Origin of the sequence: Vibrio sp. Vb2880 (assembly GCF_033337975.1) — a bacterium.
In the GTDB taxonomy this organism is placed as follows: domain Bacteria; phylum Pseudomonadota; class Gammaproteobacteria; order Enterobacterales; family Vibrionaceae; genus Vibrio; species Vibrio alginolyticus.
In genome coordinates, this window is record NZ_JAWORT010000037.1 from 1 (window position 1) to 25,944 (window position 25,944).

The window sequence follows — 25,944 nt, forward strand, 5'->3', positions numbered from 1 at the left end:
ACCACCTCCGCAGCCATTTATTGGTGTGGTCTACAGAGGATTATGTCTTTTTAGAGGGGAAAATCCCTAGAACCCCAATTTGCTTCATCGTCCAGGCTTCAAGAGCCACCCCTTTGAGCGCTGACAGGTAGGTGTTGATCGTTGCCGGAGCCTTCCCTGCATCCCCCAGCATTTCCAGCACCGCCAATATGTGGTGCCGCCTCATTGAGCTCCATGCACAGTCACGAAGGTTCTGAAACCCGATCATCTTGGCGACAATGTTGAGGAATGAGCTCATGGTCTGCCTGCTTCGCTTTGACCCGAGGCTCACCAGATAGGCGACGGCGGGGTTGTCCTGGATGTTCCGGAGCGAGCTCGATGACGGCAACAGTTCACCGCGAATGCTTTGTTCTGCCGGAACATTTACTTTCGCATGTGAAACTAGCTCTTCCTTGTCATTGTTTGTGTCGTGCAAAGTCACCTCCTAAGCCCGACCGCAACGAGAAGAAAATCCCATATTTTGAGGTGAAGAGGTAGTTCCTCCTCCATATGTTGCGTTTCGTAGCTTTGCATCAGTGGTTCAAACTTGGTTGGATTGCACAGCAATTCGTAAACTGTTCGGTTGGGCTTGGTGATCGGCTTATTCGGAGTGAATCCATGTTTGTTCTGGAGGTACAGCGCTACCGCGCCACTTCTGGATTCTCCGTAATAGCAATGAACGAAGATCTGATCGATACCGCTACCAACCAATCCATCCAGGAAGGTGGACAGCTTTTCAGCCTGGGATGAGTCAATGTAAGAGGCGTAATTCATCCGGAACGCTGCCTTCATCGTGTGGATGGTGTTCTCAGAATAGCCGCCGTCATAGAAGCTATCGCGGTACAACTGCCCCCACTGTCCGAGAGCGGCAGGGGACTTGTCTGGGTCAGTTATGGAGATCATGGCCGCACCGGGAACCGGCTCCAGTCTTTCGGCCTCCGCTTGACTAATGAAAAAGACTTTTTTGCTAAGCATGCCCCATCATCCCCTTACAAGGATGTGTTGCGAGTAGCTCATGCGCCTGACTTTGCCCCTCTTGAGTATCTACAGGAGCGGTCGTATACACACCTCCATGCCGCAAGTCCACAATACTGGTCCGACAGCAAGAACCTACGTTCTGAACTTTATTGTCCGAATCCAAACCAGCAAAAGTATGGCACGGTCCAGGGAATGGTTTCCTGCAAATAGAGCAGCGCTCAAAGTTCTTATCGAGGATTCTCTTTAAAACTTTCTCAAATTTGTTTTTGTTTAACATCGAGTTCTCCACACAAAGTTACTGGCCGAGCATCCCAGCCAAGGTGGTCTGCTGGCCTTCGCTACAAGGTGCAAATCCGGCAAAAGCACCGGCATTAACCTTGAGCTCATCAAAGCGTCCATCGGTGTCCCGGTAGTACACCTTACGTTTTCCAATTCCACCTTCGAGGTTTGCGGCCAACCAGGCGATCACTGCATCAGCATCGTTCGTAACTGATGCTCCCTGATCCAGATCGATAAGTACCAGGTGGGTGTCCGTCTGGAGTGCCACTTCAAAGGTCGCTCTTACATCAAAAATCACTGGTCGCGCTCCTTGTAAAAAGTGGGCATTCAGCACCACCTATCCTATTCCAAAAACTCTACTTTTTCAAAGATACATTTTAATAAGTAGAACAACAGCAAGAAGAACTTAAATTTATTTACCGTAATTATCATAATTACGGTAATACGGTAATTTTACAGATTTAGATGGAATGGTATAAGATGTCTCGCTGGAACATACTTGCTGAAAAAACGCTTAACAACGATAGTGAAAACATCATGTACAGGTGCGAGAGATAATATGTATAAGAGCCTTGAAGATCTGATGGCGGGTATTTACGAGATGGCAGCGCCAGATGGCATCATCTGTAACGAGGTTTCCAAATTCCTTGCGGCCAACCAGGTCAAGCCGGAAGACATAAGCTCTGGGATCTGGTTTTTCCTGTGGCTGAAATCAGCTCCCAAGGATGCGAAGCCAATCCAAAAAGAAATCCCCGGATTTGGAGTTGTTCTCAACATGCCGACTTATGGCGGAACGCTCAACGAAGCAATCACAGGGTTGATCGAGAACGAGTGCCGTCAAATAGAGCTCGCTGAGGGACATCCGAGCCTTGAGGCTTGGGTTGAATCAGTATTAGCCGGTCGAGATGACGGAGAGGAAAATGAAGCTGCGGCCAATATCGTGGATCTGCTTAATGGGTGTCACGACCTACTGGATACAGCAATAATCAATTACCTTTTTAAGGTGGGAAAAATCAACGAGCAAGAGATTTTGTCGCTCATCTATTATGGAGAGCTATGTGACCACTCTCTTGTCGGTACGCCTTTTTCAACGTTACATATCCCGAGTGAAAATAACGTCCACGAACGTAACATCATCCCCATTAAAAAAGGAGCCAGTTAGGCTCCTTTTTGTTACTCAGGGTTTGCTTTGAGAAACAACTTCATTCCAAGTATGCAGCACCTTCGATAGGTGCTGATGCTTTCTGGTGAAGTCCTTATCATCCAAGAGTGCTTTAAATGGCGCGTTCAGGTCACTGCATGTGACGTTCTTGCCGATCACAGACAGGGTATCCTGGAGTGATCCACCAGCAGCATCAAGCCCCATTCTATCGACGGTCTCACTACTCACCATTGCCTGGACAACATTGGTGAATGCCTTTGAGTTGAGCTGCTCAACGCTCAGGGCTGTATTGCATTTCTGCTCAACCGCTTGCTTGTACTGGATGGTGTACTTTGCAGTGATAGGTGACATGGTGTTCATCGCAAGTATGTATGCGTCTACCTCACTGGTCGGTAATGTCGCGGCGTAGACTGACGAGCATGATGCGGCTGCGGCCATTATCAAAGTTATTACCTTCTTATTCTTCATTTCTCTGAAATCCCCCTTTAAAATATGGAGCTACAACTCATTTGTACCAATCATAATACTATTGATTTCCAAAAGTATCTCTCTCTACTGACTCTATGATGGCTCGCCTTCCAAACACTTGGCCGCTGGCGTCGGTTAGCTAGACTAACACCAGCGTATTCAATGAATAACTAGCCAAAAACCTTTATCAATTCTTTAATTGTTCTGGCAGACTCCATTTCCTCCATAATCTTTTCAATTCCGACGCCGGAATCCAAATTACTTCTGTACTTTTTAGCCAAATCACAAAGTTCAGATTTTAACTCCTTGCAATCCAGATTAGAGATAAGAACAGCATTGAAATTAGCCTTAAACAGTCGAGAACCATACATCACAATTTCTACAGGCCAGTACCAGAATGGACTTAGCGGCTTGTAGCTCGCAACCTCGTCTATTTTGTAGTGACGACCTTCCGAATCATAAATGTCCATCAGCTCAAAATAACCGTTCCTCAAAGACTGAATAGTACATTTCCCGAACTCGGATTCTGATGCCACTACGAAGAGCGACCTTTTCTTGCTGCTCACAAGCAGCGCTGGAAATTCAATTTGCACAACCGCATCCCTCATCATTTATTGAATCAGCTAAACCACCACTAACAGGAGAGGCTTGAGCTACTTTTGCCCATTCAGGCGTCCCGTGCCACCAACGACCAAATGCGCTATATGGGGTAGGTCCATTGCCGTGAATGTTTTGGTGAATATCTCTTGGAATGGACTTCAAGTTCCAAGGATGGTTTTTTATTGAGTCAGGAACATATTTGCCAAACTTGCCATTTCTCTGAATAGCCCAATGGTGAAGCTCATTACCTCGTGGAACCCCTTGAACTTTCCTTACTCTGGGTGAGACATTGCTCCATTTTTGGCTTAATTTGAACCACGATTTACCGGAGCTGGCATGTCTGAAAACTCCTGACGCCCAGCCGCCACCTATAGCCCCAATCGCTCCGGCGATTCCAACTTTTGACCAACTAACACATTTCCAACTCCCATTATTTTCGATTAGTTGGCTAAGTAGCTCCAACCCAGCTCCAATACCTGCACCAACAAACGCAAATTCACCCGTCGGGTCGGTATTGGACATAGGGTTTCCATGCACATACCCGTAGGTGTTTACTCCATCGATCAGGCCAAGAGGGTCGCTGGTAATGTACCGCCCGGTCGCTGGGTCGTAGTAACGCCGCCAGTTGTAGTGGAACCCGGTCTCCGCGTCGTAATACTGTCCTGGGAATCGCAGGTTGAAGGTTGGCCCCTGGATGATGATGCTGGCCTTACCGAACGGGCTGTAGCTCGCCTTCCAAACGACTTGGCCGCTGACGTCGGTCAGTGCCTTCGGGGTGCCCAGGTGATCGACGTGGACTTGGTAGGTCTGTCCTGACTGAACAAAGCCCAAGGGTGTCCCATCGAGCCAGATGTACTCCGCCAGCACGTCTCCAGTGGCCGCGTCCAGCTCCTCGATGAGGTTTCCTGCCAGGTCGTAAACCAGCAGCCGGGTATGCCCGTTTAGGGTCTTGGTTACACGCTGATCCAGATGGTTGTATGTGTAGCTTACAGTCACTCCCGCGACCGTTGCGGCCACCAGCCGGTTCTGGCTGTCATAGGTGAAGGTATCCGCCCCCTGCTTCGTCAGGTTGCCATTGGCGTCATAGCTTCTGGAGGTTTGCCCGGCCTTCACCAACCAGTTGTTCATGTAGTTGATGGTGTAGCTTTGGCTCAGGCCATCGGTCGTGATCGAGGTCCTGTTGCCGGTGGCGTCATAGCCATAGCCCAAAACGCCATAGATCCCCTCAGCAGAGGTGATGCGGCCAACCGCGTCATAACCGAGTGACTGATTGACTGATGAGCTGAGATTGTCGTCTATGGCTGAAATCAACGAGTCTGGCGTGTACCGATAGACCAGCGAATGCACCCTAGCAGCGTCGATGCCGGTGACACGGTAATCGAGATCCAGAGTGCGGCTTTCTGAAATGCCGTTCCCTCTGACCATACTGGTGACGGGGCCAAAGGGCGCTCGCTCAATCTGGCTTGCCAGGTTTGTTGTGGTGCCTGCTTGTGTCGTTGTCACCTCGATGACGTCACCGGCTGAGTCACGGGTGTAGGAGACCTCACGGCCACTGGGATACGTGATCTTCGTGACGAGGCCTGCACCATCGTATTGGTACTGGGTAGTCAGGCTCTGCCCGTGGGTTTCCCAGGTTTCGTAAGCCAGCCATCCTTCGGGGGTGTAGCCAAATCTCCGGACACCGTTGCCATCATCGACTGAGGTCAAGCGGCCTATGCCGTATGGTGAGGTTGCTTCGTCGTACCCGTACAGAATTGGCGATTCGCCAGCGACATCGCTGGAGGTTTCGATGATCCGGTTCAGCGCGTCATAGCTGTAGCTTGTGGTTTGCCCCTTGGCCGTTTTGCGCGTTGCCACGTTACCGGCTTCGTCATAGGTAATGTCGGTGGTGCCGGTGTCCGGGCTCCGGACCTGGGTCACTTCGCCAAAGCCGTTGTAGCTGTAGTAGGTCAGGCGCGAACGAGGGTCGGAGACACGGTAAACATCGCCGGTATCCTTGTAGAGCACCTGCGTGACCTTCCCGAGGGGATCGGTCGTTTGTGTCCGGTGATGGAAGCCGTCGTACTTGTAGGAGTGTGTGTTACCAGAGGGACTGGTCTCCTGTATCAGGTTTGCCACCACATCGTAGGAAAACGATGACTGATTGCTATAGGCGTCGGAGACACTGGAGAGCCAGCCGATTTCGTTGAAGATCCGGCGCTCTATCCAACGGGTCTGGCCCAGCGCATCGAGCAGTCGCTCTTCTACTGGGTTCCCGAGGTCATTGAGCTCAAGCTCGCGCCGGTTGCCCTGTGCATCTGTTTCCGCCACCAGCCGATGTGCAGCGTCGTACTCATAGCTGACGGTTGCACCATTTGGCTTGGTCAGCGAACTCAGGAGGCCCACAGCATCATAGTTGTAGACCGTGGTTCCTTCTGGCCCAGTGGAGCTGACAAGTCTTCCTCTGGCGTCATAGGTGAGGGTTTGGGTTACACCATTGACACCCTGAATGGTCCCGGCGCGACCGTTCGCGTCGTAGTCACCAAACTGCGTCACCTGCCCCAGCGCGTTCGTTGTCCGGATCAGGTTGCCCTGGTCATCGTAGTCAAATGTCGTAACATCGCTGACGTCGGTGCGCGGACCATCAACCGAGGCCAACAGGCTCGGCTTTCCTGTACCAACAGGGGCATAGGTGTAGGTCCATGTCCGGGAAGCGCCCGAGCTGCGATCAGTGACCTTGCGGCTTATCACCCGGAGATGAGTGTCGTAGGTGAGCTCAGTGATCCTGGTTGGTTCTGTGATTTTTGCCGGGAGCGACTTGGAAGGAAGCCAGTCGGTCGTAACCTTACCCCCGTCCTGGTCTATCTGGGTGGTTTCCAATCCCCGGTCGTTATGGGTGAACGTGCGCTTCTGCCCAGCGCGGTCAGTAATGCTGGAGACGAGGCCTTTGCTGTCGTAGACGTAGGTTTCCTTGCCGCCCACAAAGCCGGTACACGGCGCACCCTCAACCACATCAGGCTTGAGCATCCCATTGTGGCGACTGTAGGTGTATCGCTGAACGTGGCCGAGGGCATTGGTGACAGAGACGCTTCCGTCAGCGTTGTAGCTTACCTGAGTTTTCTCTGCGCCCCCGGCGTGTTCGCTTAGAACCGCTCTCCCCTGAGTATCATATCCCCATGTGGCGAAACGGTTGCCGTTCTCGTCCACCAGCCCAGAGAGCAAACCCGGTGCATTCGGGTCATCGTAGAGATAGCTGCGGCTCGTATTGTCCTGGTAGATCACTTCCGCCAGCTTGCCAGCGCTGTTGTACTGGTACTGAATACTGCCACCAGCAGGATCGGTGACACTGACCATGCGGCCATCTTGATACTGGAACTGGATGGTGCGGCCAAAGCCGTCAGTGATCGAGGATAGCTCTCCGTTCAGATAGCTCAGGGTGATGTGATTGCCGTTGGGCTTCTCGATGCCGGTCAGTCGTCCGGTTTCATCATAGGCCTCGACTACCCCGTCAGATTGAGTGTAGCGCCAGCCGGTAGCATCCTTCGTCAAGGTATCATCGGTTTTCCATGTTGGCACCCAGACAGAGGACGAGTTGTAGAACGCGAGTTGTTGCCCTTCTGGCCGGTGCAGGACAACCATGTTCTCACCGTACTTCGAGGCGTTGACCTCGACGCTCCGCGAGTAGGTATGCCGCCAGCCGCCGAGCTCTTCATCAGGAAGGTGGCTATTGTAGTATCTGGTGAATGTGAAAGGGTCGGAGCCTCCGCTTTGATAATCCAGTTCAGCCTGGAACTTGTTGCCGGTGCCAAGATGGATAGGGTTCCCTACACACATGGTCGTTGTTGGTAAGCCGAGATCCCTGTCCAGGAACGGTGTTTTATCCATCTCACCCGGCAGAACATAGGTTGAGCGCCAGTAGACCGTAGCTGGGTCGCCAGTGCAGGTAGTGGGGTCATAATCGCCAGTAGCACCTAGATACTTAAAACAGATCCTGGAGACATAACGGCCATCACCATAACTGGCAACCGGATAAAGCGCATCCCCAACTGGCGTTCCCTTCCCTTGCTCCTCACCAGAGCGATAATTCTTCATGAAGGAATGCGCGTCTATGATGGTGTTGAAGCGCATTTTGTCTACTTCGGTGCTCACGGCTACAACCCGCCATTGTGCAAAAGCAACGCATGGCAAAGTTGCGAGCACCACAACGGCCAATGACCGCAGGTTTCGCATCAGTAAAAGGGAAGGTCTCGATCTCATTTACAGCTCCAGTTTTTATGCTGGAGCTATTTTCAGGTGGGAGAGTCGTTATCAACGACTGCGTTATTGCCCTTTTAGGGTATGAATACGTGATTTGGAGAGGTTGTGTATTCAGAACAAATGAGAAGCAGGTTACTCATTTCGCTCAAACACTGTGACAAGAACACGTTTTTGGTTGTCGTCGTTGATCACCATCAGGTACTTGAACTTGGAATCTCTATGGCCCCAGACTTCCACGTTATCTACGCGGCCATACTTTCTGGCTTTATGGCGAGCCACTTTCTCGTCAAAGGGCTGAACCTGTAACTCTGGATGCTGGAGGCGGCCAACAAGTGAGGCCCACGGTTTTTTAGGGTCTCCAGAGGTTATCCGGGCCTGATACTGATCGATGGCATGTTGAGTAACCAGGACGGGGCCAATGGCAGGTGTAGATATTTCGTCATGGGTCTGGGTATAGGCTTGCTTGTCCACATCGAGGAGCTCAATGTTGCCCTCTCCCGGCTCATCCATAAACTCCATGCTCTGCGAGACTTCAATAGTAGCGCCCTTTAAACGCCCAGTGAGGCAAGCCGCAAACTTGAAAGCAAAAGCCTTGGTGGATTTGCCCAGCGCCAGCTTCTTGATTGCACCTTTGGATACCACCAGCTTGTAACCAGCACCAGCACCTGGCTCTCTGCAAAAAACCTGTTTGTCCAGCGCCAGATAGCGAATGGCTACGAGCTCAGCCAAAAGATCCGCTTCTTCGTGGTCAAAATCAATATGGACATCAAGGATGCCTTTCCGTTTTGTACCAACGCGCCAGAATACAAGGGCTGAATTATTTGAAGTTTTCTTCGAGACGGTAGTCAATGTCATCATGGTCTATTTCTCCATTGTCGGGATAATGGTCGGCATCGCCGCCAGCCCCCCTATTCGTTTGGGTTCATTTAGATGCTATCACGGGTTTTAAAAATGCAACCCCTAGTGTCACTCTATTTATGGTCCCATGTATTTTTATAAGCTCGGGCTAGGCGTTTCTCGATCACTTCTGACAAACTGCAACCATCGACTTCTGACAACCGCTTCAAAATCCTGTGGGCTTTATCGCTTATAGTTATGCTTTTACCAACACCATATCCCCTTCTGCGACGTTGCCTAATTGATGTCCCGAGTTTATTGATTTGCTCTGCTGTCAGGTATTTATTAATCCATTCAGTGAGTTCTGATGGTGATCGCCCTATGCTGTTCAGGCTGTCCACGGCTTCAAGTTTCTTATCGAATGGGACGTCACGCCAGAAAGCTGGGCGCGAAGCAGCTCTGAGGAGATAGATCGCCGTAGCCTGAGCATCTTCATTGGATACTTTCAAAAAATCACCTTTTCCGTTACATGTCACACTTACCTTATCGTGACATGTAACACCTCAAACTGCAAGTATAAAAAAAGGCCAGCTATTGCTGGCCTTTACGTTCATTGTCGCAGTTACTCTTTAGGCGTTGTGATGCTTTTTTTCCTTCTGTTTCTCATGGTAGAGATACAGACTGCCGCCAGTGACGACAGTGAAAAAAATGAGCAACCCCAACATGCCTAATGTGAAAGCGTCCATTTGACCCCCTTAGGAATTGCTGACCTTGGTTAAGATTATACCATAGATCCACAGGATAACCCCAATGACCAACACCAAACCGGCTTCTTTGACGGTTATAGTGTCCCCAGATACAGCCAATCCTACAAGGGGTCGTCTCAGAAAACGGAATCTATGGTCACTCCCGTTTTTGCAACACCGATTTTGACGACAAGTTGGCTTGCTTGAATCTATCCGGCGTCTGAATGGGATTTTATTCCCGCGCCTTGATGAGTTCCGCGCCTGATGAACCTCCAGAAAATATACGGCTTCAATGAGCCTTTCCGTTTTACAGGTTCCTCAACAGGCCGGTGGGCCGTTAGTATCATCAATATCAGTATTCGCAAAACCAGATCAGTAATTCTTTAAACCGGTGTATTTCTGCCGTTATGCTACATAAGTTTGCTGTCGTGCCGTTAGGGCCCAGGCTATTCTGGCCAGCTTGTTTGCCAGAGCACAAGTGACGACAAAGTTGCTTTTCCGGCACAGTAAATCCCTGACCCAATCGGCCAATTTGCCAGACTGGTGTTCCAGTTTTTGTATGAATACCCTGGCACATTGAACCAACAAAGTTCGGATCTTTTTATTACCTCGCTTACTAATTCCCAGCAATGTCGTCCTACCTCCCGTGCTGTACTGCCGAGGTACAAGCCCTGTTGCCGCCGCAAAGTCACGGCTGCTGGCGTACTGCTTCCCGTCGCCAATCTCAGTTGAAATAGTACTCGCTGTCAGTGTTCCGACGCAGGGAATGCTCAGCAAGCGCTGTCCAACCTCATCTTCGTCCAACTTTCGTTTCAACTGGGATTCCAAATCTTTAATCTGCTCAACAAGATAGTGATAATGCTGTTGTAATTTCAGCAATAACTGGCTGAGGTAAAGAGGCAAACTATTATCCTCAAGAATGGTACTCAGTCGGCTAATAACGGCAGCTCCTCGGGGAACGCTAATGCCAAATTCCAGCAGAAAAGCATGCATTTGATTGGTTGTTTTTACCTTATCCTGAACCAGGGATTCACGGACACGATGCAGAGCCCGCATTGCCTGCTGAGATTCCGTTCTGGGCTGCACAAAACGCATAGACGGACGCGATGCAGCTTCACAAATAGCTTCGGCGTCGACAAAGTCGTTTTTATTGCTTTTAACGAACGGGCGGACAAATTGTGGTGATATCAGCTTTGGGGAATGCCCCAACTCTTCCAACTTGCGTGCCATAAAGTGAGAACCGCCACAGGCTTCCATTGCGATGGTTGTAGCGGGGCATGTCGCCAAAAATTCGATCAACTTTGGCCGGGTAAATTTTTTACGGTAAACAGCCTTCCCGCGACGATCCTGGCAATGAATATGGAAAGAGTTTTTACCCAGATCGATACCAATGAGCGCAATGTTTTCCATGATAGTTCTCCGAATGAAAGCCTGTCCTCAGCATAGTACCGGGAAGGAGGGAGTGACCATCTCATTAAATAAAGCACGCTAAGGCGTAACTACCCTCGGCTACACCGCGTCGGCACCACGCGGCTCTTTCTCCCCTTGCAGCGAAGCAATCAGCGGGCAAGAAACGTTCCCTTGCCGCGCATGGCAGGCGAACACAAGTTCGGATAGCACGGTTTCCATGCGCGCCAGGTCGGTCATTTTTTCGCGCACGTCCTGAAGCTTGTGCTCGGCCAGGCTGCTGGCTTCCTCGCAGTGGGTGCCGTCATCCAGCCTCAGCAGCTCTGCGATCTCGTCGAGGCTGAATCCGAGCCGCTGGGCTGATTTCACGAAGCGCACCCGCGTCACATCCGCCTCGCCATAGCGGCGGATGCTGCCATAGGGCTTGTCCGGCTCCGGCAACAAGCCCTTGCGCTGATAGAACCGGATTGTTTCCACGTTGACCCCGGCCGCCTTGGCGAAAACGCCAATAGTCAGATTCTCCAAATTTTTTTCCATATCGCTTGACTCCGTACATTGGTACGGAAGTAAGCTTAAGCTATCCAATCCAGATTTGAAAGGACAAGCGTATGTCTGAACCTCAAAACGGGCGCGGGGCGCTCTTCACTGGCGGGCTAGCCGCCATCCTCGCCTCGGCTTGCTGCCTGGGGCCGCTGGTTCTGATCGCCCTGGGGTTCAGCGGCGCTTGGATCGGCAACTTGACGGTGTTGGAACCTTATCGCCCGATCTTCATCGGCGCGGCGTTGGTGGCGCTGTTTTTCGCCTGGCGGCGCATCTACCGACCGGCGCAAGCCTGCAAACCAGGGGATGTGTGTGCGATTCCCCAAGTGCGCGCTACTTACAAGCTCATTTTCTGGGTCGTGGCCGCGCTGGTTCTGGTCGCGCTCGGATTTCCCTACGTCATGCCATTTTTCTATTAATCACAGGAGTTCATCATGAAAAAACTGTTTGCCTCTCTCGCCATCGCTGCCGTTGTTGCCCCCGTGTGGGCCGCCACCCAGACCGTCACGCTGTCCGTACCGGGCATGACCTGCTCCGCTTGTCCGATCACCGTTAAGAAGGCGATTTCCAAGGTCGAAGGCGTCAGCAAAGTTAACGTGACCTTCGAGACACGCGAAGCGGTTGTCACCTTCGATGATGCCAAGACCAGCGTGCAGAAGCTGACCAAGGCCACCGAAGACGCGGGCTATCCGTCCAGCGTCAAGAAGTGAGGCACTGAAAACGGCAGCGCAGCACATCTGACGCCCTTGTCTGCTACCACAAACGAAAAAGGATCTGTCGCATGACCCATCTAAAAATCACCGGCATGACCTGCGACTCGTGCGCGGCGCACGTCAAGGAAGCGCTGGAAAAAGTACCCGGCGTCCAATCTGCCATAGTGTCCTATGCCAAGGGCGCGGCCCAGCTCGCCCTTGATCCAGGCACAGCGCCGGACGCACTGACCGCCGCCGTGGCTGGCCTGGGCTACAAAGCGATGCTCGCCGATGCCCCGCCGACCGACAACCGCACTGGGCTGTTCGACAAGGTGCGCGGCTGGATGGGTGCCGTCGACAAGGGCAGCGGCGGCGAGCGCCCGTTGCAAGTCGCCGTGATCGGCAGCGGTGGAGCCGCGATGGCGGCAGCACTGAAGGCCGTCGAGCAAGGCGCGCAGGTCACGCTGATTGAGCGCGGCACCATCGGCGGCACCTGCGTCAACGTCGGTTGTGTGCCGTCCAAGATCATGATCCGCGCCGCCCACATCGCCCATCTGCGCCGGGAAAGCCCATTCGACGGCGGCATGCCACCCACACCGCCGACGATCTTGCGCGAGCGGCTGCTGGCCCAGCAGCAGGCCCGTGTCGAAGAACTCCGTCATGCCAAGTACGAAGGCATCCTGGACGGCAATTCAGCCATCACCGTTCTGCACGGTGAAGCGCGTTTCAAGGACGACCAGAGCCTTATCGTTAGTTTGAACGAGGGTGGTGAGCGCGTCGTGATGTTCGACCGCTGCCTGGTCGCCACGGGTGCCAGTCCGGCCATGCCGCCGATTCCGGGCCTGAAAGAGTCACCCTACTGGACTTCGACCGAGGCCTTGGTCAGCGACACCATTCCCGAACGCCTAGCCGTGATCGGCTCGTCGGTGGTCGCGCTGGAACTGGCGCAAGCCTTCGCCCGGCTGGGCAGCCAGGTCACGATCCTAGCTCGCAACACGCTGTTCTTCCGCGACGACCCGTCCATCGGCGAGGCCGTCACAGCGGCCTTCCGTGCCGAAGGGATCAAGGTACTGGAACACACGCAAGCCAGCCAGGTCGCGCATGTGAACGGCGAATTCGTGCTGACCACGGGACACGGTGAAGTACGTGCCGACAAGCTGCTGGTCGCTACCGGACGGACACCGAACACGCGCAGCCTGGCACTCGACGCGGCGGGAGTCACCGTCAATGCGCAGGGTGCCATCGTCATCGACAAGGGCATGCGCACCAGCACGCCACACATTTACGCGGCCGGCGACTGCACGGACCAGCCACAATTCGTCTATGTGGCGGCAGCGGCCGGCACCCGTGCCGCGATCAACATGACCGGAGGGGATGCTGCCATCAATCTAACCGCGATGCCGGCCGTGGTGTTCACCGATCCGCAAGTAGCAACCGTGGGCTACAGCGAAGCGGAAGCGCATCACGACGGGATCGAAACCGACAGTCGCACGCTCACGCTCGACAACGTGCCGCGTGCGCTTGCCAACTTCGACACACGCGGCTTTATCAAGCTGGTCATCGAGGAAGGTAGCGGACGGCTCATCGGCGTGCAGGTCGTCGCCCCGGAAGCCGGCGAATTGATCCAGACGGCTGTTCTCGCCATTCGCAACCGCATGACGGTGCAGGAACTGGCCGACCAGTTGTTCCCCTACCTGACGATGGTCGAGGGGCTGAAGCTCGCGGCGCAGACCTTCACCAAGGATGTCAAACAATTGTCCTGCTGCGCAGGATGAAAGGAGATGGAACCATGAAGCTCGCCCCATATATTTTAGAACGTCTCACTTCGGTCAATCGTACCAATGGTACTGCGGATCTCTTGGTCCCGCTACTGCGGGAACTCGCCAAGGGGCGTCCGGTTTCACGAACGACACTTGCCGGGATTCTCGACTGGCCCGCTGAGCGAGTGGCCGCCGTACTCGAACAGGCCACCAGTACCGAATATGACAAAGATGGGAACATCATCGGCTACGGCCTCACCTTGCGCGAGACTTCGTATGTCTTTGAAATTGACGACCGCCGTCTGTATGCCTGGTGCGCGCTGGACACCTTGATATTTCCGGCGCTGATCGGCCGTACAGCTCGCGTCTCATCGCATTGCGCTGCAACCGGAGCACCCGTTTCACTCACGGTTTCACCCAGCGAGATACAGGCTGTCGAACCTGCCGGCATGGCGGTGTCCTTGGTATTGCCGCAGGAAGCAGCCGACGTTCGTCAGTCCTTCTGTTGCCATGTACATTTCTTTGCATCTGTCCCGACGGCGGAAGACTGGGCCTCCAAGCATCAAGGATTGGAAGGATTGGCGATCGTCAGTGTCCACGAGGCTTTCGGCTTGGGCCAGGAGTTTAATCGACATCTGTTGCAGACCATGTCATCTAGGACACCGTGATCGGATATCGACCCAATGTTCTACGGCACCGGCATCGGATTCGCAGCGCGCGGATTGAACTCGGCGAAACGGTATATGCATTGCCGTGAACCGACCAAAAGGAGGTGTTCGATGAACGCCTACACGGTGTCCCGGCTGGCCCTTGATGCCGGGGTGAGCGTGCATATCGTGCGCGACTACCTGCTGCGCGGATTGCTGCGGCCAGTCGCCTGCACCACGGGTGGCTACGGCCTGTTCGATGACGCCGCCTTGCAGCGACTGTGCTTCGTGCGGGCCGCCTTCGAGGCGGGCATCGGCCTCGGCGCATTGGCGCGGCTGTGCCGGGCGCTGGATGCGGCGAACTGCGATGAAACTGCCGCGCAGCTTGCTGTGCTGCGTCAGTTCGTCGAACGCCGGCGCGAAGCGTTGGCCAATCTGGAAGTGCAGTTGGCCGCCATGCCGACCGCGCCGGCACAGCATGCGGAGAGTTTGCCATGAACAGCCCCGAGCGCATGCCGGCCGAGACACACAAGCCGTTCACCGGCTACCTGTGGGGTGCGCTGGCGGTGCTCACCTGTCCCTGTCATTTGCCGATTCTCGCCATTGTGCTGGCCGGCACGACGGCCGGCGCGTTCATCGGCGAGCACTGGGGTATTGCAGCCCTCACGCTGACCGGCTTGTTTGTCCTGTCTGTGACGCGGCTGCTGCGGGCCTTCAGAGGTCGATCATGAGCGCTTCCCAGCCAATTGAATGGACAGTGGCGCAACTGGCGCAGGCGGTCGAGCGCGGGCAGCTTGAGCTGCACTACCAGCCGATTGTCGATTTGCGCAGTGAGCAGATTGTCGGCGCGGAAGCCCTGTTGCGCTGGCGTCATCCGACGCTCGGACTGTTGCCGCCGGGCCAGTTCCTGCCCGTGATCGAATCGTCCGGCCTGATGCCGGAAATCGGCGCATGGGTGCTGGGCGCAGCCTGCCGTCAAATGCGCGACTGGCGGGTGCTGGCATGGCAACCGTTCCGGCTGGCCGTCAATGTTTCGGCGAGCCAAGTGGGGCCAGATTTCGACAAGTGGGTAAAGGGCGTGCTGGCCGATGCCGGGTTGCCCGCCGCGTATCTTGAAATTGAGCTGACCGAATCGGTTGCGTTCGGTGATCCGGCGATCTTCCCCGCCCTGGAAGCTTTGCGACAGATCGGTGTGCGCTTCGCCGCCGACGACTTCGGCACCGGCTATTCCTGCCTGCAACACCTGAAATGCTGCCCCATCAGCACGCTCAAGATCGACCAATCGTTTGTCGCCGGACTCGCCAACGACCACCGCGACCAGACCATCGTGCGCACCGTGATTCAGCTTGCGCATGGGCTTGGCATGGAAGTAGTGGCCGAAGGCGTGGAAACATCGGCGAGTCTTGATTTGTTGCGACAAGCGGACTGCGACACAGGACAAGGCTTCCTGTTCGCCAAGCCGATGCCGGCGGCGGCATTCGCCGTCTTCGTCAGTCAATGGAGGGGTGCCACCATGAATGCAAATGATCCGACTGCCACCAGTTGCTGCGTGTGCTGCAAGGAAATCCCGCTCGATGCCGCCTTCACCCCGGAAGGCGCGGAATACGTCGAGCACTTCTGCGGGCTGGAGTGCTATCAGCGCTTCCAGGCGCGCGCCAAGACCGGGAGCGAAACCGATGCCGATCCGAACGCCTGCGACTCATCACTGTCAGACTGAGGCATAGCTCAACCTGACATAGAAGCAAAAACTCAACCACCTTCTACCAACTCTCCGAACAGCTCCTTGACCTTTGTTTTCGCATCAGCAAGTGCAGTTCTGCCTTGTTCAGTGATGTCATAAACACGCCGTTCACGTCGCCCGGTGCGTTCGTGGCGTGAGGTCAGATAGCCTTTTTTTTCCAGGCCGTGCAGCATCGGGTACACGGTGCCAGCGCTCATCTCGTAGCCGTGTCGGCGTAGCTCTTCGATGATCCCCAGCCCAAAGACAGGTTCCTCGGCTGCATGGTGAAGGATGTGCAGGCGGATCAAACCGCCGTAGAGGTCTTTGTCAGTCATTTTTTGTGCCTCACAGAGCGACGCTCAACAGCCACCCAGCTGCACCGCTACCGAGGACAACCAGCCACGGCGGGAGCTTCCAGAACATAAGTGCGACAAGGGCAACTAATGCCAAGCCGAAGTCTTGCGGCTGAAAGATGGCGCTAGTCCATACAGGCTGATACAGCGCGGCCAGCAGCAAGCCGACTACAGCGGCATTGATCCCGGCCAGCGCAGCTTGGATGCCTGTATTGCGGCGCAAACGCTCCCAAAATGGCATTGATCCGACGACCAGCAAGAACGAGGGCGCGAAGATAGCCAGCAGACACACAATGCCGCCGATCCAGCCCGACGGGGCGGTGTTCATCGAGGCACCAAGAAACGCGGCGAACGTGAACAAAGGGCCGGGCACCGCTTGAGCTGCCCCGTACCCCGCGAGAAAGGATTCATTGTTGACCCAGCCGGAGGGCACCACTTCGGCTTGCAGTAATGGCAGCACAACGTGACCACCGCCGAACACCAGTGATCCGACACGATAGAAGGAATCCACCATTGCCATGGTTTGACTTGGCATCAGTTCGGCCAACACCGGCAGGCCAATCAGCAAGACAAAGAACAGCGAGAGCCAAAGCACGCCGGCCCGGTGACTGACCGTGATAGGTAGGGGGTCATGCTCAACAACTTTCGCTGGCTTGAACAATAACCGGCCTGCGATGCCTGCGATAGCAATCACGCCAACCTGTCCCCACGCGGACGGCACAAGTAAAACGACGCAGGTAGCAATTGCCATGATGGTGACTCGCAGCCCATCCGTGCATAGGTTACGCGCCATGCCCCATACTGCTTGAGCGACCACGGCCACAGCCACCACTTTTAAGCCATGCAACGCGCCCTGCGAGACGTAATCGCCATAGCTGGAGATGCCGAGCGCAAAAAGGATCAAGGCTATGGCAGACGGCAGCGTGAAGCCAGCCCAAGCAGCCAGCGCCCCGCTGTATCCAGCCCGAGACAGTCCTACCGCTATGCCGACCTGGCTGCTTGCAGGCCCTGGCAAGAACTGACAAAGCGCGACCAAGTCAGCATAGCTCCGTTCGGAGAGCCAGCGCCGCCGTGTGACAAATTCGGCGCGGAAGTAGCCCAAGTGCGCAATGGGGCCGCCAAAAGATGTCAATCCAAGCCGCAGAAAAATAAGAAAGACCGACCATGGTCTGCTGTCATCGGTAGGGTTATTCGTCATACTTTCGCCTTCATGATCTGCAACGAGTTGATCAATAATAAGCGAAATTCGATAACGAAATTCGATATAAATCTAGAAAAAAATACCTCTATGTGTACTACGCAGTTTTAGCTGTGGCTTTCACAGGAGCACGCTTACTTACGGCTTAGCGTGCTTTATTTAATGAGATGGTCACTCCCTCCTTCCCAGTACTATGCTGAGGACAGGCTTTCATTCGGAGAACCATCATGGAAAACATTGCGCTTATTGGTATCGATCTGGGTAAGAACTCTTTCCATATTCATTGTCAGGATCATCGTGGGAAGGCCGTTTACCGTAAAAAATTCACCCGACCAAAGCTAATCGAATTTCTGGCGACATGCCCGGCAACAACCATCGCGATGGAAGCCTGTGGCGGTTCTCACTTTATGGCACGCAAGCTGGAAGAGTTAGGGCATTTTCCAAAGCTGATATCACCGCAATTTGTCCGCCCATTCGTTAAAAGCAACAAAAATGACTTCGTTGATGCTGAAGCTATCTGTGAAGCAGCATCACGTCCATCTATGCGTTTCGTGCAGCCCAGAACCGAATCTCAGCAGGCAATGCGAGCTCTGCATCGTGTCCGTGAATCCCTGGTTCAGGATAAGGTGAAAACAACTAATCAGATGCATGCTTTTCTGCTGGAATTTGGTATCAGCGTTCCGCGAGGTGCTGCCGTTATTAGTCGACTGAGTACCCTTCTTGAGGACAGTAGTTTGCCTCTTTATCTCAGCCAGTTACTGCTGAAATTACAACAGCATTATCACTATCTTGTTGAGCAGATTAAAGATCTGGAATCTCAGTTGAAACGAAAGTTGGACGAAGATGAGGTTGGACAGCGCTTGCTGAGTATTCCCTGCGTTGGAACGCTGACTGCCAGTACTATTTCAACTGAGATTGGCGACGGGAAGCAGTACGCCAGCAGCCGTGACTTTGCGGCGGCAACAGGGCTGGTACCCCGACAGTACAGCACGGGAGGTCGGACGACATTGTTAGGGATTAGCAAGCGGGGCAACAAAAAGATCCGAACTTTGTTGGTTCAGTGTGCCAGGGTATTCATACAAAAACTGGAACACCAGTCTGGCAAGTTGGCCGACTGGGTCAGGGAGTTGTTGTGTCGGAAAAGCAACTTTGTCGTCACCTGTGCTCTGGCAAACAAGCTGGCCAGAATAGCCTGGGCACTGACGGCGCGACAGCAAACTTACGAAGCATAAAGGCAGAAATACACCAGTTTAAACAATCATTCATCTGGTTTTGCGAATACTGATATTGATGATACTAACGGCCCACCGGCCTGTTGAGGAACCTGTAAAACGGAAAGGCTCATTGAAGCCGTATATTTTCTGGAGGTTCATCAGGCGCGGAACTCATCAAGGCGCGGGAATAAAATCCCATTCAGACGCCGGATAGATTCAAGCAAGCCAACTTGTCGTCAAAATCGGTGTTGCAAAAACGGGAGTGACCATAGATTCCGTTTTCTGAGGCGATCCCTAGGAGCTCGGATCTCAGGACGAAGGTCTCCGCGAATGTCCGGTCGATCCGCGCGACGTCCCAGGCGGGCGTTCCCTTGGCGGACATCCACGCCGCAGCGTCGTGCATCAGCCGCACAACCTCGTCGATATCACCCGAGCAGGCGACCCGAACGTTCGGAGGCTCCTCGCTGTCCATTCGCTCCCCTGGCGCGGTATGAACCGCCGCCTCATAGTGCAGTTTGATCCTGACGAGCCCAGCATGTCTGCGCCCACCTTCGCGGAACCTGACCAGGGTCCGCTAGCGGGCGGCCGGAAGGTGAATGCTAGGCATGATCTAACCCTCGGTCTCTGGCGTCGCGACTGCGAAATTTCGCGAGGGTTTCCGAGAAGGTGATTGCGCTTCGCAGATCTCCAGGCGCGTGGGTGCGGACGTAGTCAGCGCCATTGCCGATCGCGTGAAGTTCCGCCGCAAGGCTCGCTGGACCCAGATCCTTTACAGGAAGGCCAACGGTGGCGCCCAAGAAGGATTTCCGCGACACCGAGACCAATAGCGGAAGCCCCAACGCCGACTTCAGCTTTTGAAGGTTCGACAGCACGTGCAGCGATGTTTCCGGTGCGGGGCTCAAGAAAAATCCCATCCCCGGATCGAGGATGAGCCGGTCGGCAGCGACCCCGCTCCGTCGCAAGGCGGAAACCCGCGCCTCGAAGAACCGCACAATCTCGTCGAGCGCGTCTTCGGGTCGAAGGTGACCGGTGCGGGTGGCGATGCCATCCCGCTGCGCTGAGTGCATAACCACCAGCCTGCAGTCCGCCTCAGCAATATCGGGATAGAGCGCAGGGTCAGGAAATCCTTGGATATCGTTCAGGTAGCCCACGCCGCGCTTGAGCGCATAGCGCTGGGTTTCCGGTTGGAAGCTGTCGATTGAAACACGGTGCATCTGATCGGACAGGGCGTCTAAGAGCGGCGCAATACGTCTGATCTCATCGGCCGGCGATACAGGCCTCGCGTCCGGATGGCTGGCGGCCGGTCCGACATCCACGACGTCTGATCCGACTCGCAGCATTTCGATCGCCGCGGTGACAGCGCCGGCGGGGTCTAGCCGCCGGCTCTCATCGAAGAAGGAGTCCTCGGTGAGATTCAGAATGCCGAACACCGTCACCATGGCGTCGGCCTCCGCAGCGACTTCCACGATGGGGATCGGGCGAGCAAAAAGGCAGCAATTATGAGCCCCATACCTACAAAGCCCCACGCATCAAGCTTTTGCCCATGAAGCAACCAGGCAATGGCTGTAATTATGACGACGCCGAGTCCCGACCAGACTGCATAAGCAACACCGACAGGGATGGATTTCAGAACCAGAGCGTTAGGGAAGGTGCGAATAAGTCACCAAGTACAAAAATACGCCTTTGTAAGCATTTGAATTAAATCGACTAAAATTTTCAGTTTTGTTGTGGAGGGTACTTGTTCTCACCTTCCTTAGATTGGCTTACACCATTAGAGAAATTTGCTCAGCTTGTTGATTATCATATGGCTTTTGAAACTGTCGCACCTCATGTTTGAATTCGCCCCATATTTTTGCTACAGTGAACCAAATTAAGATCATCTATTTACTAGGCCTCGCATTTGCGGGGTTTTTAATGCTGAATAAAAGGAAAACTTGATGGAATTGCCCAATATTATGCACCCGGTCGCGAAGCTGAGCACCGCATTAGCCGCTGCATTGATGCTGAGCGGGTGCATGCCCGGTGAAATCCGCCCGACGATTGGCCAGCAAATGGAAACTGGCGACCAACGGTTTGGCGATCTGGTTTTCCGCCAGCTCGCACCGAATGTCTGGCAGCACACTTCCTATCTCGACATGCCGGGTTTCGGGGCAGTCGCTTCCAACGGTTTGATCGTCAGGGATGGCGGCCGCGTGCTGGTGGTCGATACCGCCTGGACCGATGACCAGACCGCCCAGATCCTCAACTGGATCAAGCAGGAGATCAACCTGCCGGTCGCGCTGGCGGTGGTGACTCACGCGCATCAGGACAAGATGGGCGGTATGGACGCGCTGCATGCGGCGGGGATTGCGACTTATGCCAATGCGTTGTCGAACCAGCTTGCCCCGCAAGAGGGGATGGTTGCGGCGCAACACAGCCTGACTTTCGCCGCCAATGGCTGGGTCGAACCAGCAACCGCGCCCAACTTTGGCCCGCTCAAGGTATTTTACCCCGGCCCCGGCCACACCAGTGACAATATCACCGTTGGGATCGACGGCACCGACATCGCTTTTGGTGGCTGCCTGATCAAGGACAGCAAGGCCAAGTCGCTCGGCAATCTCGGTGATGCCGACACTGAGCACTACGCCGCGTCAGCGCGCGCGTTTGGTGCGGCGTTCCCCAAGGCCAGCATGATCGTGATGAGCCATTCCGCCCCCGATAGCCGCGCCGCAATCACTCATACGGCCCGCATGGCCGACAAGCTGCGCTGAGCCATGGCTGACCACGTCACCCCCAATCTGCCATCGCGCGATTTCGATGTGACAGAGGCGTTTTATGCGAAGCTGGGCTTTGCGACGAGTTGGAAGGATCGCGGCTGGATGATCCTGCAGCGCGGCGGTTTGCAGCTCGAATTCTTCCCCTATCCTGACCTCGACCCAGCTACGAGCTCGTTCGGCTGTTGCCTGCGGTTGGATGATCTCGATGCCATGGTGGCATTGGTGAACGCGGCGGGAGCCGAGGAAAAAAGCACCGGCTGGCCGCGCTTCAAAGCTCCGCAACTGGAGGCGAGCGGCCTGAGGATCGGCTACCTGATCGATCCCGACTGCACGCTGGTGCGGCTGATCCAGAACCCCGACTGACCGCATGCCCGCGAAAATCAAGATTTGCGGGATCAGCACACCCGAGGCGCTCGATGCGACCATCGCGGCGCGGGCGGACTATGCCGGGTTGGTGTTCTATCCAGCGTCGCCCCGTGCGGTTACGTCGAATGTCGCGGGCGCTTTGACATCGCGCGCAGCTGGCCAGATCGCCATGGTCGGTTTGTTCGTCGATGCGGATGATGCTGTCATCGCCGACGCACTGGTGGCAGCCAAGCTGAACGCGCTGCAGCTGCACGGTTCGGAATCGCCCGAACGCGTGGCCCAGTTGCGCGCGCGGTTTGGCAAGCCGGTGTGGAAGGCGCTGCCCGTCGCCAGCGCCAGCGATGTCGCACGCGCCGCAGCCTATGCCGGGGCGGCGGACTTGATCTTGTTCGACGCCAAGACCCCCAAAGGCGCGCTGCCCGGCGGCATGGGGTTGGCGTTCGACTGGTCGCTGCTGGCCGGATATCGCGGTGCCTTGCCGTGGGGGCTGGCAGGCGGGCTAAATCCGACGAATGTTGCCGAGGCGATTGCGCGCACCGGAGCGCCGCTGGTCGATACCTCCAGCGGCGTCGAAAGCGCGCCGGGCGTCAAGGATACCGACAAGATTACCAATTTCGCCTTTGCGGTGCGCTTGGCCTAAATCGCGTCGATCAATAGGCGTCGTTCAGCGCAAAGATCGGCTTGCGGGTGCGCCACTGCCCTCGGGTGAAGTCGGGAAAATCTAACGTGCGATTGCCCTCAGCAATCGATTGTTCCGACAGAGGCGTGATCGCGCTCCAGGCCAGCGCGTCGTAAATGTCGATTGGCATCGGGGCCTTGGCCTTCAGCGCCTCGACAAAAGCGTGGATCACGAACCAGTCCATCCCGCCATGCCCGGCCCCTGCCGCCAGATCGGCGTAGCGTTTCCATAGCGGGTGATCGTATTTCGCAAACCAGCCCTCGGCAGGCTCCCAGCGGTGCGGCTGTGGGCTCTTGCCCTCCAGATAGATCGACTTGTTGACGTCCATCCACAGCCCCTCGGTGCCTTGCACCCGAAAGCCGAGAGAATAGGGGCGCGGCAGCGAGGTGTCGTGGCACAGCATGATCGTTTCACCATTAGTGCAGCCGATCATGGTGTTGACCACATCACCCAGTGCGAATTTCACCTCGGCGTTGGGATGATCGGCAGAGCCGTTCTTGACGACATAATCATGCAGCCCGCGCGCCTTACAGCCGAAGCCGCCAGCGCCCGCTTCGCCCGGCAACGCGACCTTCAGGGTGCGGGTCTGCGGCGGGTAGCACACGCCGGCATCGGCGCAGCCCTGGTACTTCACGGTCAGGGTGGTCGCGCTCGCGCCGGCCGCGGGCGTGCCGGTGAGGGTGCCGAGCAATTCCTTGCGGTAGGTTTCGACGTCGCCGAAGAATTCGTCGCGGTAGGCCTTGCCCTTCGGCAGCGCCATGGTCGCGCCGGTGAAGGCGGCATCGGCCTTGACCGAGGTGCGGTGCCGGTACAGGTAATAGCCGTCGGCGATCCGCCAGCGCACCTCGATGCGGTCCGGCGCGGTGGCCTGCGCGGACAGGACGAAGACCTCGTCGACCGGCGGCAGTTCGAAGTCCTGGGCGACGGCCGAGGTCGCGGGCAGCGCAAGCAGCAGGGCGAGCCCGGCCAGCCAGCGGCGCAGGCGGATCGTGGATGCGGTCATTGGCTCAGTTTACCGGTCGGCTCTCGGCGGCCAGCCATTGCAGGTATTCGGGCAGGCCGGACGCGGCTTCGACCGCGAGCAGCTCCGGGAGTTCGTAGGGATGCAGTTGGCGCAGGCGTTCCTGCAGGGCGGGGTAGGCCTCGGCACTGGTCTTGACCAGCAGCAGGACCTCGGCCGCGGCCTCGACCTTGCGTTGCCAGCGATAGACCGAACGCAGGCCGGGCAGGAGGTTGACGCAGGCGGCCAGGCGCTCGGCCACCAGCGCGGTGGCGATGCGCTCGGCGCTGTCGGCGTCGGGACAGGTGCAGAAGCAGATCAGGGCGCTCACCGGCATAGGGTAGCGGCTGCCCCGATCCGGCGGGCCTGGCGGACATCCGCGTGCGGCCCTTGAAAGTCGGCGGGCCCGCCCCATCTCGGTGGCATGCCGGGTTCGCCCGGTTCTGTTGTCCGCGGTTTGGCACTCGCTTCGCGCGACTGCTAAAATCGCCGGGTTTTTCCACGTCAATCAACCATTTACCGAGGTTGCCATGTCCAATATCAAGCCGCTGCACGACCGCGTGGTCATCAAGCGCATGGAAGAAGAGAAGCTGTCCGCCGGCGGGATCGTGATCCCGGATTCGGCCACCGAGAAGCCGATCAAGGGCGAAGTCGTCGCCGTCGGCACCGGCAAGGTGCTGGACAACGGCCAGGTCCGCGCGCCGCAGGTCAAGGTCGGCGACAAGGTGCTGTTCGGCAAGTACAGCGGCACCGAAGTGAAGCTGGACGGCGTCGAGCTGCTGGTGGTGAAGGAAGACGACCTGTTCGCGATCCTCGGCTGATCGCGCGTCGCTCCCACACATTTCTCATCCGAATAATTTTTCGAGGTAATTCGCAATGGCTGCCAAGGACATTCGTTTCGGCGAAGACGCGCGCTCCAAGATGGTGCGCGGCGTCAACGTGCTCGCCAACGCCGTGAAGGCGACCCTCGGCCCGAAGGGCCGCAACGTCGTGCTGCAGAAGAGCTACGGCGCGCCGACCATCACGGGGTTCTAGGGATTTTCCCCTCTAAAAAGACATAATCCTCTGTAGACCACACCAATAAATGGCTGCGGAGGTGGGTTACTACTTATAAGTGTGGCAAATTAGGTAAATATCGTACATTTAATACGGAACAGCCCTGATATGGCCATCAAAAACGAAATTACTATTCTCACGAGAGCAGAACAGGCAGATCTTTATTCCCCACCCATTTTTTCAATCGAAGAACAATGTCTGTACTTTTCTCTGAACGATGCGGAATTGGCAGTTTTTCGGTCAATTCGTCTCAGAGCTCATAGATGTTACTTTGTCGCGATTTTGGGATACTTCAAATCAAAGCCCGTCATCCTAGATATCGCTTACTCGCAGGTTTCTAAGGATTTAATGTTCATCAGTAAAGAGCTGCTTGGCGGCAAGGGGCTCAGACCATTCACTCCCTCACAAAAACAAAAAGATCGACTCTACGCAAAAGTATTAGACCTTGCTGGTTATCACAAATGGGACGAAAGTCAGCACTTCAATTCTCTTTTCGACCACCTTGTTCAGGTGGGCAATGCCTGGCTGGAGCCGCGTTACCTCTTTGATACTGCTATTGAATTCCTAACCAGTCACAGCATTGCTATCCCTAGGTACACCGTACTCCAGAGACTGATAAGCAGAGCGATGCAGCAGGTCAGAAAAGACCTGGCGCACCAACTTAATCAACTCACCAGTCCTGAACTTCACGTCTTTCTGGACAGCATAACAGCCATTGATGACGGACTAAGCCTGAACCAGCTCAGAGGCGGTGCAAAAAGTCTGACCGTACCTGAACTTAAAAAAGAGCTTGCCCTTTATCATCAGTTAGCGCCATGGCGCACGCAAATCAATGGCGTTATCGATGGGCTTAATCTGTCTCTTAAAAATCGACAACACTTCGGTGAGCTCATCAACTATTACGGTAGTAAACTCAAACGATTCAAACGCGCACAGCAGCATCTATGGTTGCTATGTCACCTGACAGAGCGGATACAACTGGCACTGGAACGGTTAACTGATGGGTTCATTTACCATATCCGCAAGCAACAAGAAGCTGCCAACACCTTTGCACAACAAGCAGTGTTCCTGTCCTGGCAGTCAGCCGCGGACAATGTCACGAAAGCGGCAGAGTTACTGCATCTGTTTGTGGATGAGAACATTGATGATAATCAACCCTTCTCAGTAGTCAGACAACAGGCATTGAAGGTCATGAATGACAGGGATATCCAGACCCTCTGCCTTTACCTGAA

General features: G+C 55.3%; 30 protein-coding genes and 2 pseudogenes. 15 read left to right on the top strand and 17 right to left on the bottom strand.

Going from position 1 to position 25,944, the window contains the following annotated elements; translation table 11 throughout:
- Window positions 1–40: 40 nt before the first annotated feature.
- The 3 genes from R7M92_RS23335 to R7M92_RS23345 all read right to left on the bottom strand — a co-directional run bounded on the left by R7M92_RS23335 (window position 41) and on the right by R7M92_RS23345 (window position 1,573).
- Entirely contained in the window at window positions 41–454 is a 414-nt protein-coding gene (locus tag R7M92_RS23335; RefSeq protein WP_369292831.1) for a site-specific integrase, read from the bottom strand.
- Between the two features lie 2 nt (window positions 455–456).
- A complete protein-coding gene (locus R7M92_RS23340) occupies window positions 457–993 on the bottom strand; it encodes a hypothetical protein (protein ID WP_000949433.1) in 537 nt (178 codons plus the stop codon).
- Window positions 994–1,291: 298 nt separating this feature from the next.
- Window positions 1,292–1,573, bottom strand: coding sequence for a hypothetical protein (locus R7M92_RS23345; protein ID WP_000575657.1), 282 nt, complete (start codon window positions 1,571–1,573; stop codon window positions 1,292–1,294).
- Window positions 1,574–1,774: 201 nt separating this feature from the next.
- On the opposite strand from R7M92_RS23345, the gene R7M92_RS23350 reads away from it, so the two are divergent.
- Window positions 1,775–2,437, top strand: coding sequence for a hypothetical protein (locus R7M92_RS23350; protein WP_015063586.1), 663 nt, complete (start codon window positions 1,775–1,777; stop codon window positions 2,435–2,437).
- 15 nt (window positions 2,438–2,452) lie between these two features.
- On the opposite strand, the gene R7M92_RS23355 is transcribed toward R7M92_RS23350, so the two are convergent.
- From R7M92_RS23355 to R7M92_RS23395, 7 genes are all read right to left on the bottom strand, one after another.
- On the bottom strand, window positions 2,453–2,875 hold the full coding sequence (locus R7M92_RS23355; RefSeq protein ID WP_002210564.1) for a hypothetical protein: 423 nt from the start codon (window positions 2,873–2,875) through the stop codon (window positions 2,453–2,455).
- Between the two features lie 200 nt (window positions 2,876–3,075).
- Window positions 3,076–3,498, bottom strand: coding sequence for a hypothetical protein (locus R7M92_RS23360; RefSeq protein WP_001165345.1), 423 nt, complete (start codon window positions 3,496–3,498; stop codon window positions 3,076–3,078).
- On the bottom strand, window positions 3,488–7,741 hold the full coding sequence (locus tag R7M92_RS23365) for an RHS repeat-associated core domain-containing protein (protein ID WP_001257735.1): 4,254 nt from the start codon (window positions 7,739–7,741) through the stop codon (window positions 3,488–3,490). The genes R7M92_RS23360 and R7M92_RS23365 overlap by 11 nt, the downstream gene beginning before the upstream one ends.
- 132 nt (window positions 7,742–7,873) lie before the next feature.
- The gene (locus tag R7M92_RS23370) at window positions 7,874–8,599 is read right to left on the bottom strand and encodes a hypothetical protein (RefSeq protein WP_000988731.1); all 726 of its coding nucleotides are present in this window, start codon (window positions 8,597–8,599) and stop codon (window positions 7,874–7,876) included.
- Window positions 8,600–8,712: 113 nt separating this feature from the next.
- Window positions 8,713–9,087 carry a hypothetical protein gene (locus R7M92_RS23375; protein ID WP_000868820.1) on the bottom strand — a complete coding sequence of 125 codons (375 nt, stop codon included), beginning with the start codon at window positions 9,085–9,087 and terminating at the stop codon, window positions 8,713–8,715.
- Window positions 9,088–9,729: 642 nt separating this feature from the next.
- Window positions 9,730–10,734, bottom strand: coding sequence for an IS110-like element IS4321 family transposase (locus tag R7M92_RS23390; RefSeq protein ID WP_000427623.1), 1,005 nt, complete (start codon window positions 10,732–10,734; stop codon window positions 9,730–9,732).
- 99 nt (window positions 10,735–10,833) lie between these two features.
- Entirely contained in the window at window positions 10,834–11,268 is a 435-nt protein-coding gene (locus R7M92_RS23395) for a mercury resistance transcriptional regulator MerR (RefSeq protein WP_000414383.1), read from the bottom strand.
- Between the two features lie 71 nt (window positions 11,269–11,339).
- On the opposite strand from R7M92_RS23395, the gene R7M92_RS23400 reads away from it, so the two are divergent.
- From R7M92_RS23400 to R7M92_RS23430, 7 genes are all read left to right on the top strand, one after another.
- On the top strand, window positions 11,340–11,690 hold the full coding sequence (locus R7M92_RS23400) for a mercuric transport protein MerT (protein WP_001294666.1): 351 nt from the start codon (window positions 11,340–11,342) through the stop codon (window positions 11,688–11,690).
- A 15-nt stretch (window positions 11,691–11,705) separates the two neighbouring features.
- Window positions 11,706–11,981: a mercury resistance system periplasmic binding protein MerP gene (gene merP / locus R7M92_RS23405; RefSeq protein ID WP_000732290.1), complete on the top strand. Its 276-nt coding sequence runs from the start codon at window positions 11,706–11,708 to the stop codon at window positions 11,979–11,981.
- A 71-nt stretch (window positions 11,982–12,052) separates the two neighbouring features.
- A complete protein-coding gene (gene merA, locus R7M92_RS23410) occupies window positions 12,053–13,738 on the top strand; it encodes a mercury(II) reductase (protein ID WP_109883233.1) in 1,686 nt (561 codons plus the stop codon).
- A 14-nt stretch (window positions 13,739–13,752) separates the two neighbouring features.
- The gene (gene merB / locus R7M92_RS23415; protein ID WP_000761850.1) at window positions 13,753–14,391 is read left to right on the top strand and encodes an organomercurial lyase MerB; all 639 of its coding nucleotides are present in this window, start codon (window positions 13,753–13,755) and stop codon (window positions 14,389–14,391) included.
- Between the two features lie 111 nt (window positions 14,392–14,502).
- The gene (merD, locus tag R7M92_RS23420; RefSeq protein ID WP_000995361.1) at window positions 14,503–14,868 is read left to right on the top strand and encodes a mercury resistance co-regulator MerD; all 366 of its coding nucleotides are present in this window, start codon (window positions 14,503–14,505) and stop codon (window positions 14,866–14,868) included.
- Window positions 14,865–15,101 carry a broad-spectrum mercury transporter MerE gene (gene merE, locus R7M92_RS23425; RefSeq protein ID WP_001087810.1) on the top strand — a complete coding sequence of 79 codons (237 nt, stop codon included), beginning with the start codon at window positions 14,865–14,867 and terminating at the stop codon, window positions 15,099–15,101. Before merD ends, merE begins: the two co-directional genes overlap by 4 nt.
- Window positions 15,098–16,087, top strand: a complete 990-nt coding sequence (locus R7M92_RS23430) for a DUF3330 domain-containing protein (protein WP_001276635.1) — start codon at window positions 15,098–15,100, stop codon at window positions 16,085–16,087. Before merE ends, R7M92_RS23430 begins: the two co-directional genes overlap by 4 nt.
- A 32-nt stretch (window positions 16,088–16,119) precedes the next feature.
- On the opposite strand, the gene R7M92_RS23440 is transcribed toward R7M92_RS23430, so the two are convergent.
- Together R7M92_RS23440 and chrA are read right to left on the bottom strand one after the other, a co-directional pair.
- Entirely contained in the window at window positions 16,120–16,425 is a 306-nt protein-coding gene (locus R7M92_RS23440) for a PadR family transcriptional regulator (RefSeq protein ID WP_000130000.1), read from the bottom strand.
- Between the two features lie 10 nt (window positions 16,426–16,435).
- Window positions 16,436–17,641 (bottom strand): chromate efflux transporter, encoded by a 1,206-nt coding sequence (gene chrA / locus R7M92_RS23445; RefSeq protein WP_000184001.1) that lies wholly within the window; start codon window positions 17,639–17,641, stop codon window positions 16,436–16,438.
- Between the two features lie 227 nt (window positions 17,642–17,868).
- Between chrA and R7M92_RS23450 the strand changes: the two genes are divergently transcribed.
- Complete coding sequence (locus tag R7M92_RS23450) at window positions 17,869–18,873, top strand: IS110-like element IS5075 family transposase (RefSeq protein ID WP_000427619.1); 1,005 nt, start codon at window positions 17,869–17,871, stop codon at window positions 18,871–18,873.
- 247 nt (window positions 18,874–19,120) lie between these two features.
- Here R7M92_RS23450 and R7M92_RS23455 read toward each other — a convergent pair.
- From R7M92_RS23455 to R7M92_RS23465, 3 genes and pseudogenes are all read right to left on the bottom strand, one after another.
- A pseudogene (locus R7M92_RS23455) lies at window positions 19,121–19,327 on the bottom strand (hypothetical protein); the annotation flags it as partial.
- 127 nt (window positions 19,328–19,454) lie between these two features.
- Entirely contained in the window at window positions 19,455–20,294 is an 840-nt protein-coding gene (gene sul1 / locus R7M92_RS23460; RefSeq protein ID WP_000259031.1) for a sulfonamide-resistant dihydropteroate synthase Sul1, read from the bottom strand.
- Window positions 20,288–20,494 (bottom strand): annotated as a pseudogene (locus R7M92_RS23465) (DMT family transporter); the annotation flags it as partial. The gene sul1 and the pseudogene R7M92_RS23465, both read right to left, overlap by 7 nt.
- A 298-nt stretch (window positions 20,495–20,792) precedes the next feature.
- Here R7M92_RS23465 and R7M92_RS23470 point away from each other — a divergent pair.
- Genes R7M92_RS23470 through R7M92_RS23480 form a run of 3 tightly spaced genes read left to right on the top strand, consistent with a single transcriptional unit; the run spans window position 20,793 to window position 22,617 of the window.
- Window positions 20,793–21,605, top strand: a complete 813-nt coding sequence (locus R7M92_RS23470; RefSeq protein WP_004201164.1) for a subclass B1 metallo-beta-lactamase NDM-1 — start codon at window positions 20,793–20,795, stop codon at window positions 21,603–21,605.
- Window positions 21,606–21,608: 3 nt separating this feature from the next.
- Window positions 21,609–21,974, top strand: a complete 366-nt coding sequence (ble, locus tag R7M92_RS23475) for a bleomycin binding protein Ble-MBL (RefSeq protein WP_004201167.1) — start codon at window positions 21,609–21,611, stop codon at window positions 21,972–21,974.
- Between the two features lie 4 nt (window positions 21,975–21,978).
- The gene (locus R7M92_RS23480; protein ID WP_004201168.1) at window positions 21,979–22,617 is read left to right on the top strand and encodes a phosphoribosylanthranilate isomerase; all 639 of its coding nucleotides are present in this window, start codon (window positions 21,979–21,981) and stop codon (window positions 22,615–22,617) included.
- A 10-nt stretch (window positions 22,618–22,627) separates the two neighbouring features.
- Here the strand turns inward: R7M92_RS23480 and R7M92_RS23485 are convergent, their stop codons facing one another.
- Together R7M92_RS23485 and cutA are read right to left on the bottom strand one after the other, a co-directional pair.
- The gene (locus R7M92_RS23485; RefSeq protein WP_004201169.1) at window positions 22,628–23,659 is read right to left on the bottom strand and encodes a protein-disulfide reductase DsbD domain-containing protein; all 1,032 of its coding nucleotides are present in this window, start codon (window positions 23,657–23,659) and stop codon (window positions 22,628–22,630) included.
- Between the two features lie 4 nt (window positions 23,660–23,663).
- A complete protein-coding gene (gene cutA, locus R7M92_RS23490) occupies window positions 23,664–23,993 on the bottom strand; it encodes a divalent-cation tolerance protein CutA (RefSeq protein ID WP_004201171.1) in 330 nt (109 codons plus the stop codon).
- A 193-nt stretch (window positions 23,994–24,186) separates the two neighbouring features.
- Here cutA and groES point away from each other — a divergent pair, with 193 nt between their 5' ends.
- The 3 genes from groES to R7M92_RS23505 form a co-directional block, all read left to right on the top strand.
- A complete protein-coding gene (gene groES / locus R7M92_RS23495; RefSeq protein ID WP_004201172.1) occupies window positions 24,187–24,477 on the top strand; it encodes a co-chaperone GroES in 291 nt (96 codons plus the stop codon).
- Between the two features lie 55 nt (window positions 24,478–24,532).
- The gene (locus tag R7M92_RS23500) at window positions 24,533–24,691 is read left to right on the top strand and encodes a hypothetical protein (RefSeq protein ID WP_225455829.1); all 159 of its coding nucleotides are present in this window, start codon (window positions 24,533–24,535) and stop codon (window positions 24,689–24,691) included.
- A 129-nt stretch (window positions 24,692–24,820) separates the two neighbouring features.
- Window positions 24,821–25,944, top strand: a 1,124-nt coding sequence (locus R7M92_RS23505; RefSeq protein ID WP_225455828.1) for a DUF4158 domain-containing protein, incomplete at its 3' end; no start/stop codon positions are given.

What these genes read in the sequence shown, in the direction of transcription:
- R7M92_RS23340 (WP_000949433.1), bottom strand. Translation starts at nt 993, where the DNA reads ATGCTTAGCAAAAAAGTCTTTTTCATTAGTCAAGCGGAGGCCGAAAGA.
- R7M92_RS23355 (WP_002210564.1), bottom strand. Translation starts at nt 2,875, where the DNA reads ATGGCCGCAGCCGCATCATGCTCGTCAGTCTACGCCGCGACATTACCG.
- R7M92_RS23365 (WP_001257735.1), bottom strand. Translation starts at nt 7,741, where the DNA reads ATGAGATCGAGACCTTCCCTTTTACTGATGCGAAACCTGCGGTCATTG.
- R7M92_RS23370 (WP_000988731.1), bottom strand. Translation starts at nt 8,599, where the DNA reads ATGATGACATTGACTACCGTCTCGAAGAAAACTTCAAATAATTCAGCC.
- R7M92_RS23390 (WP_000427623.1), bottom strand. Translation starts at nt 10,734, where the DNA reads ATGGAAAACATTGCGCTCATTGGTATCGATCTGGGTAAAAACTCTTTC.
- R7M92_RS23395 (WP_000414383.1), bottom strand. Translation starts at nt 11,268, where the DNA reads ATGGAAAAAAATTTGGAGAATCTGACTATTGGCGTTTTCGCCAAGGCG.
- R7M92_RS23400 (WP_001294666.1), top strand. Translation starts at nt 11,340, where the DNA reads ATGTCTGAACCTCAAAACGGGCGCGGGGCGCTCTTCACTGGCGGGCTA.
- merP (WP_000732290.1), top strand. Translation starts at nt 11,706, where the DNA reads ATGAAAAAACTGTTTGCCTCTCTCGCCATCGCTGCCGTTGTTGCCCCC.
- merA (WP_109883233.1), top strand. Translation starts at nt 12,053, where the DNA reads ATGACCCATCTAAAAATCACCGGCATGACCTGCGACTCGTGCGCGGCG.
- merB (WP_000761850.1), top strand. Translation starts at nt 13,753, where the DNA reads ATGAAGCTCGCCCCATATATTTTAGAACGTCTCACTTCGGTCAATCGT.
- merD (WP_000995361.1), top strand. Translation starts at nt 14,503, where the DNA reads ATGAACGCCTACACGGTGTCCCGGCTGGCCCTTGATGCCGGGGTGAGC.
- merE (WP_001087810.1), top strand. Translation starts at nt 14,865, where the DNA reads ATGAACAGCCCCGAGCGCATGCCGGCCGAGACACACAAGCCGTTCACC.
- R7M92_RS23430 (WP_001276635.1), top strand. Translation starts at nt 15,098, where the DNA reads ATGAGCGCTTCCCAGCCAATTGAATGGACAGTGGCGCAACTGGCGCAG.
- R7M92_RS23440 (WP_000130000.1), bottom strand. Translation starts at nt 16,425, where the DNA reads ATGACTGACAAAGACCTCTACGGCGGTTTGATCCGCCTGCACATCCTT.
- chrA (WP_000184001.1), bottom strand. Translation starts at nt 17,641, where the DNA reads ATGACGAATAACCCTACCGATGACAGCAGACCATGGTCGGTCTTTCTT.
- R7M92_RS23450 (WP_000427619.1), top strand. Translation starts at nt 17,869, where the DNA reads ATGGAAAACATTGCGCTTATTGGTATCGATCTGGGTAAGAACTCTTTC.
- sul1 (WP_000259031.1), bottom strand. Translation starts at nt 20,294, where the DNA reads ATGGTGACGGTGTTCGGCATTCTGAATCTCACCGAGGACTCCTTCTTC.
- R7M92_RS23470 (WP_004201164.1), top strand. Translation starts at nt 20,793, where the DNA reads ATGGAATTGCCCAATATTATGCACCCGGTCGCGAAGCTGAGCACCGCA.
- ble (WP_004201167.1), top strand. Translation starts at nt 21,609, where the DNA reads ATGGCTGACCACGTCACCCCCAATCTGCCATCGCGCGATTTCGATGTG.
- R7M92_RS23480 (WP_004201168.1), top strand. Translation starts at nt 21,979, where the DNA reads ATGCCCGCGAAAATCAAGATTTGCGGGATCAGCACACCCGAGGCGCTC.
- R7M92_RS23485 (WP_004201169.1), bottom strand. Translation starts at nt 23,659, where the DNA reads ATGACCGCATCCACGATCCGCCTGCGCCGCTGGCTGGCCGGGCTCGCC.
- cutA (WP_004201171.1), bottom strand. Translation starts at nt 23,993, where the DNA reads ATGCCGGTGAGCGCCCTGATCTGCTTCTGCACCTGTCCCGACGCCGAC.
- groES (WP_004201172.1), top strand. Translation starts at nt 24,187, where the DNA reads ATGTCCAATATCAAGCCGCTGCACGACCGCGTGGTCATCAAGCGCATG.
- R7M92_RS23500 (WP_225455829.1), top strand. Translation starts at nt 24,533, where the DNA reads ATGGCTGCCAAGGACATTCGTTTCGGCGAAGACGCGCGCTCCAAGATG.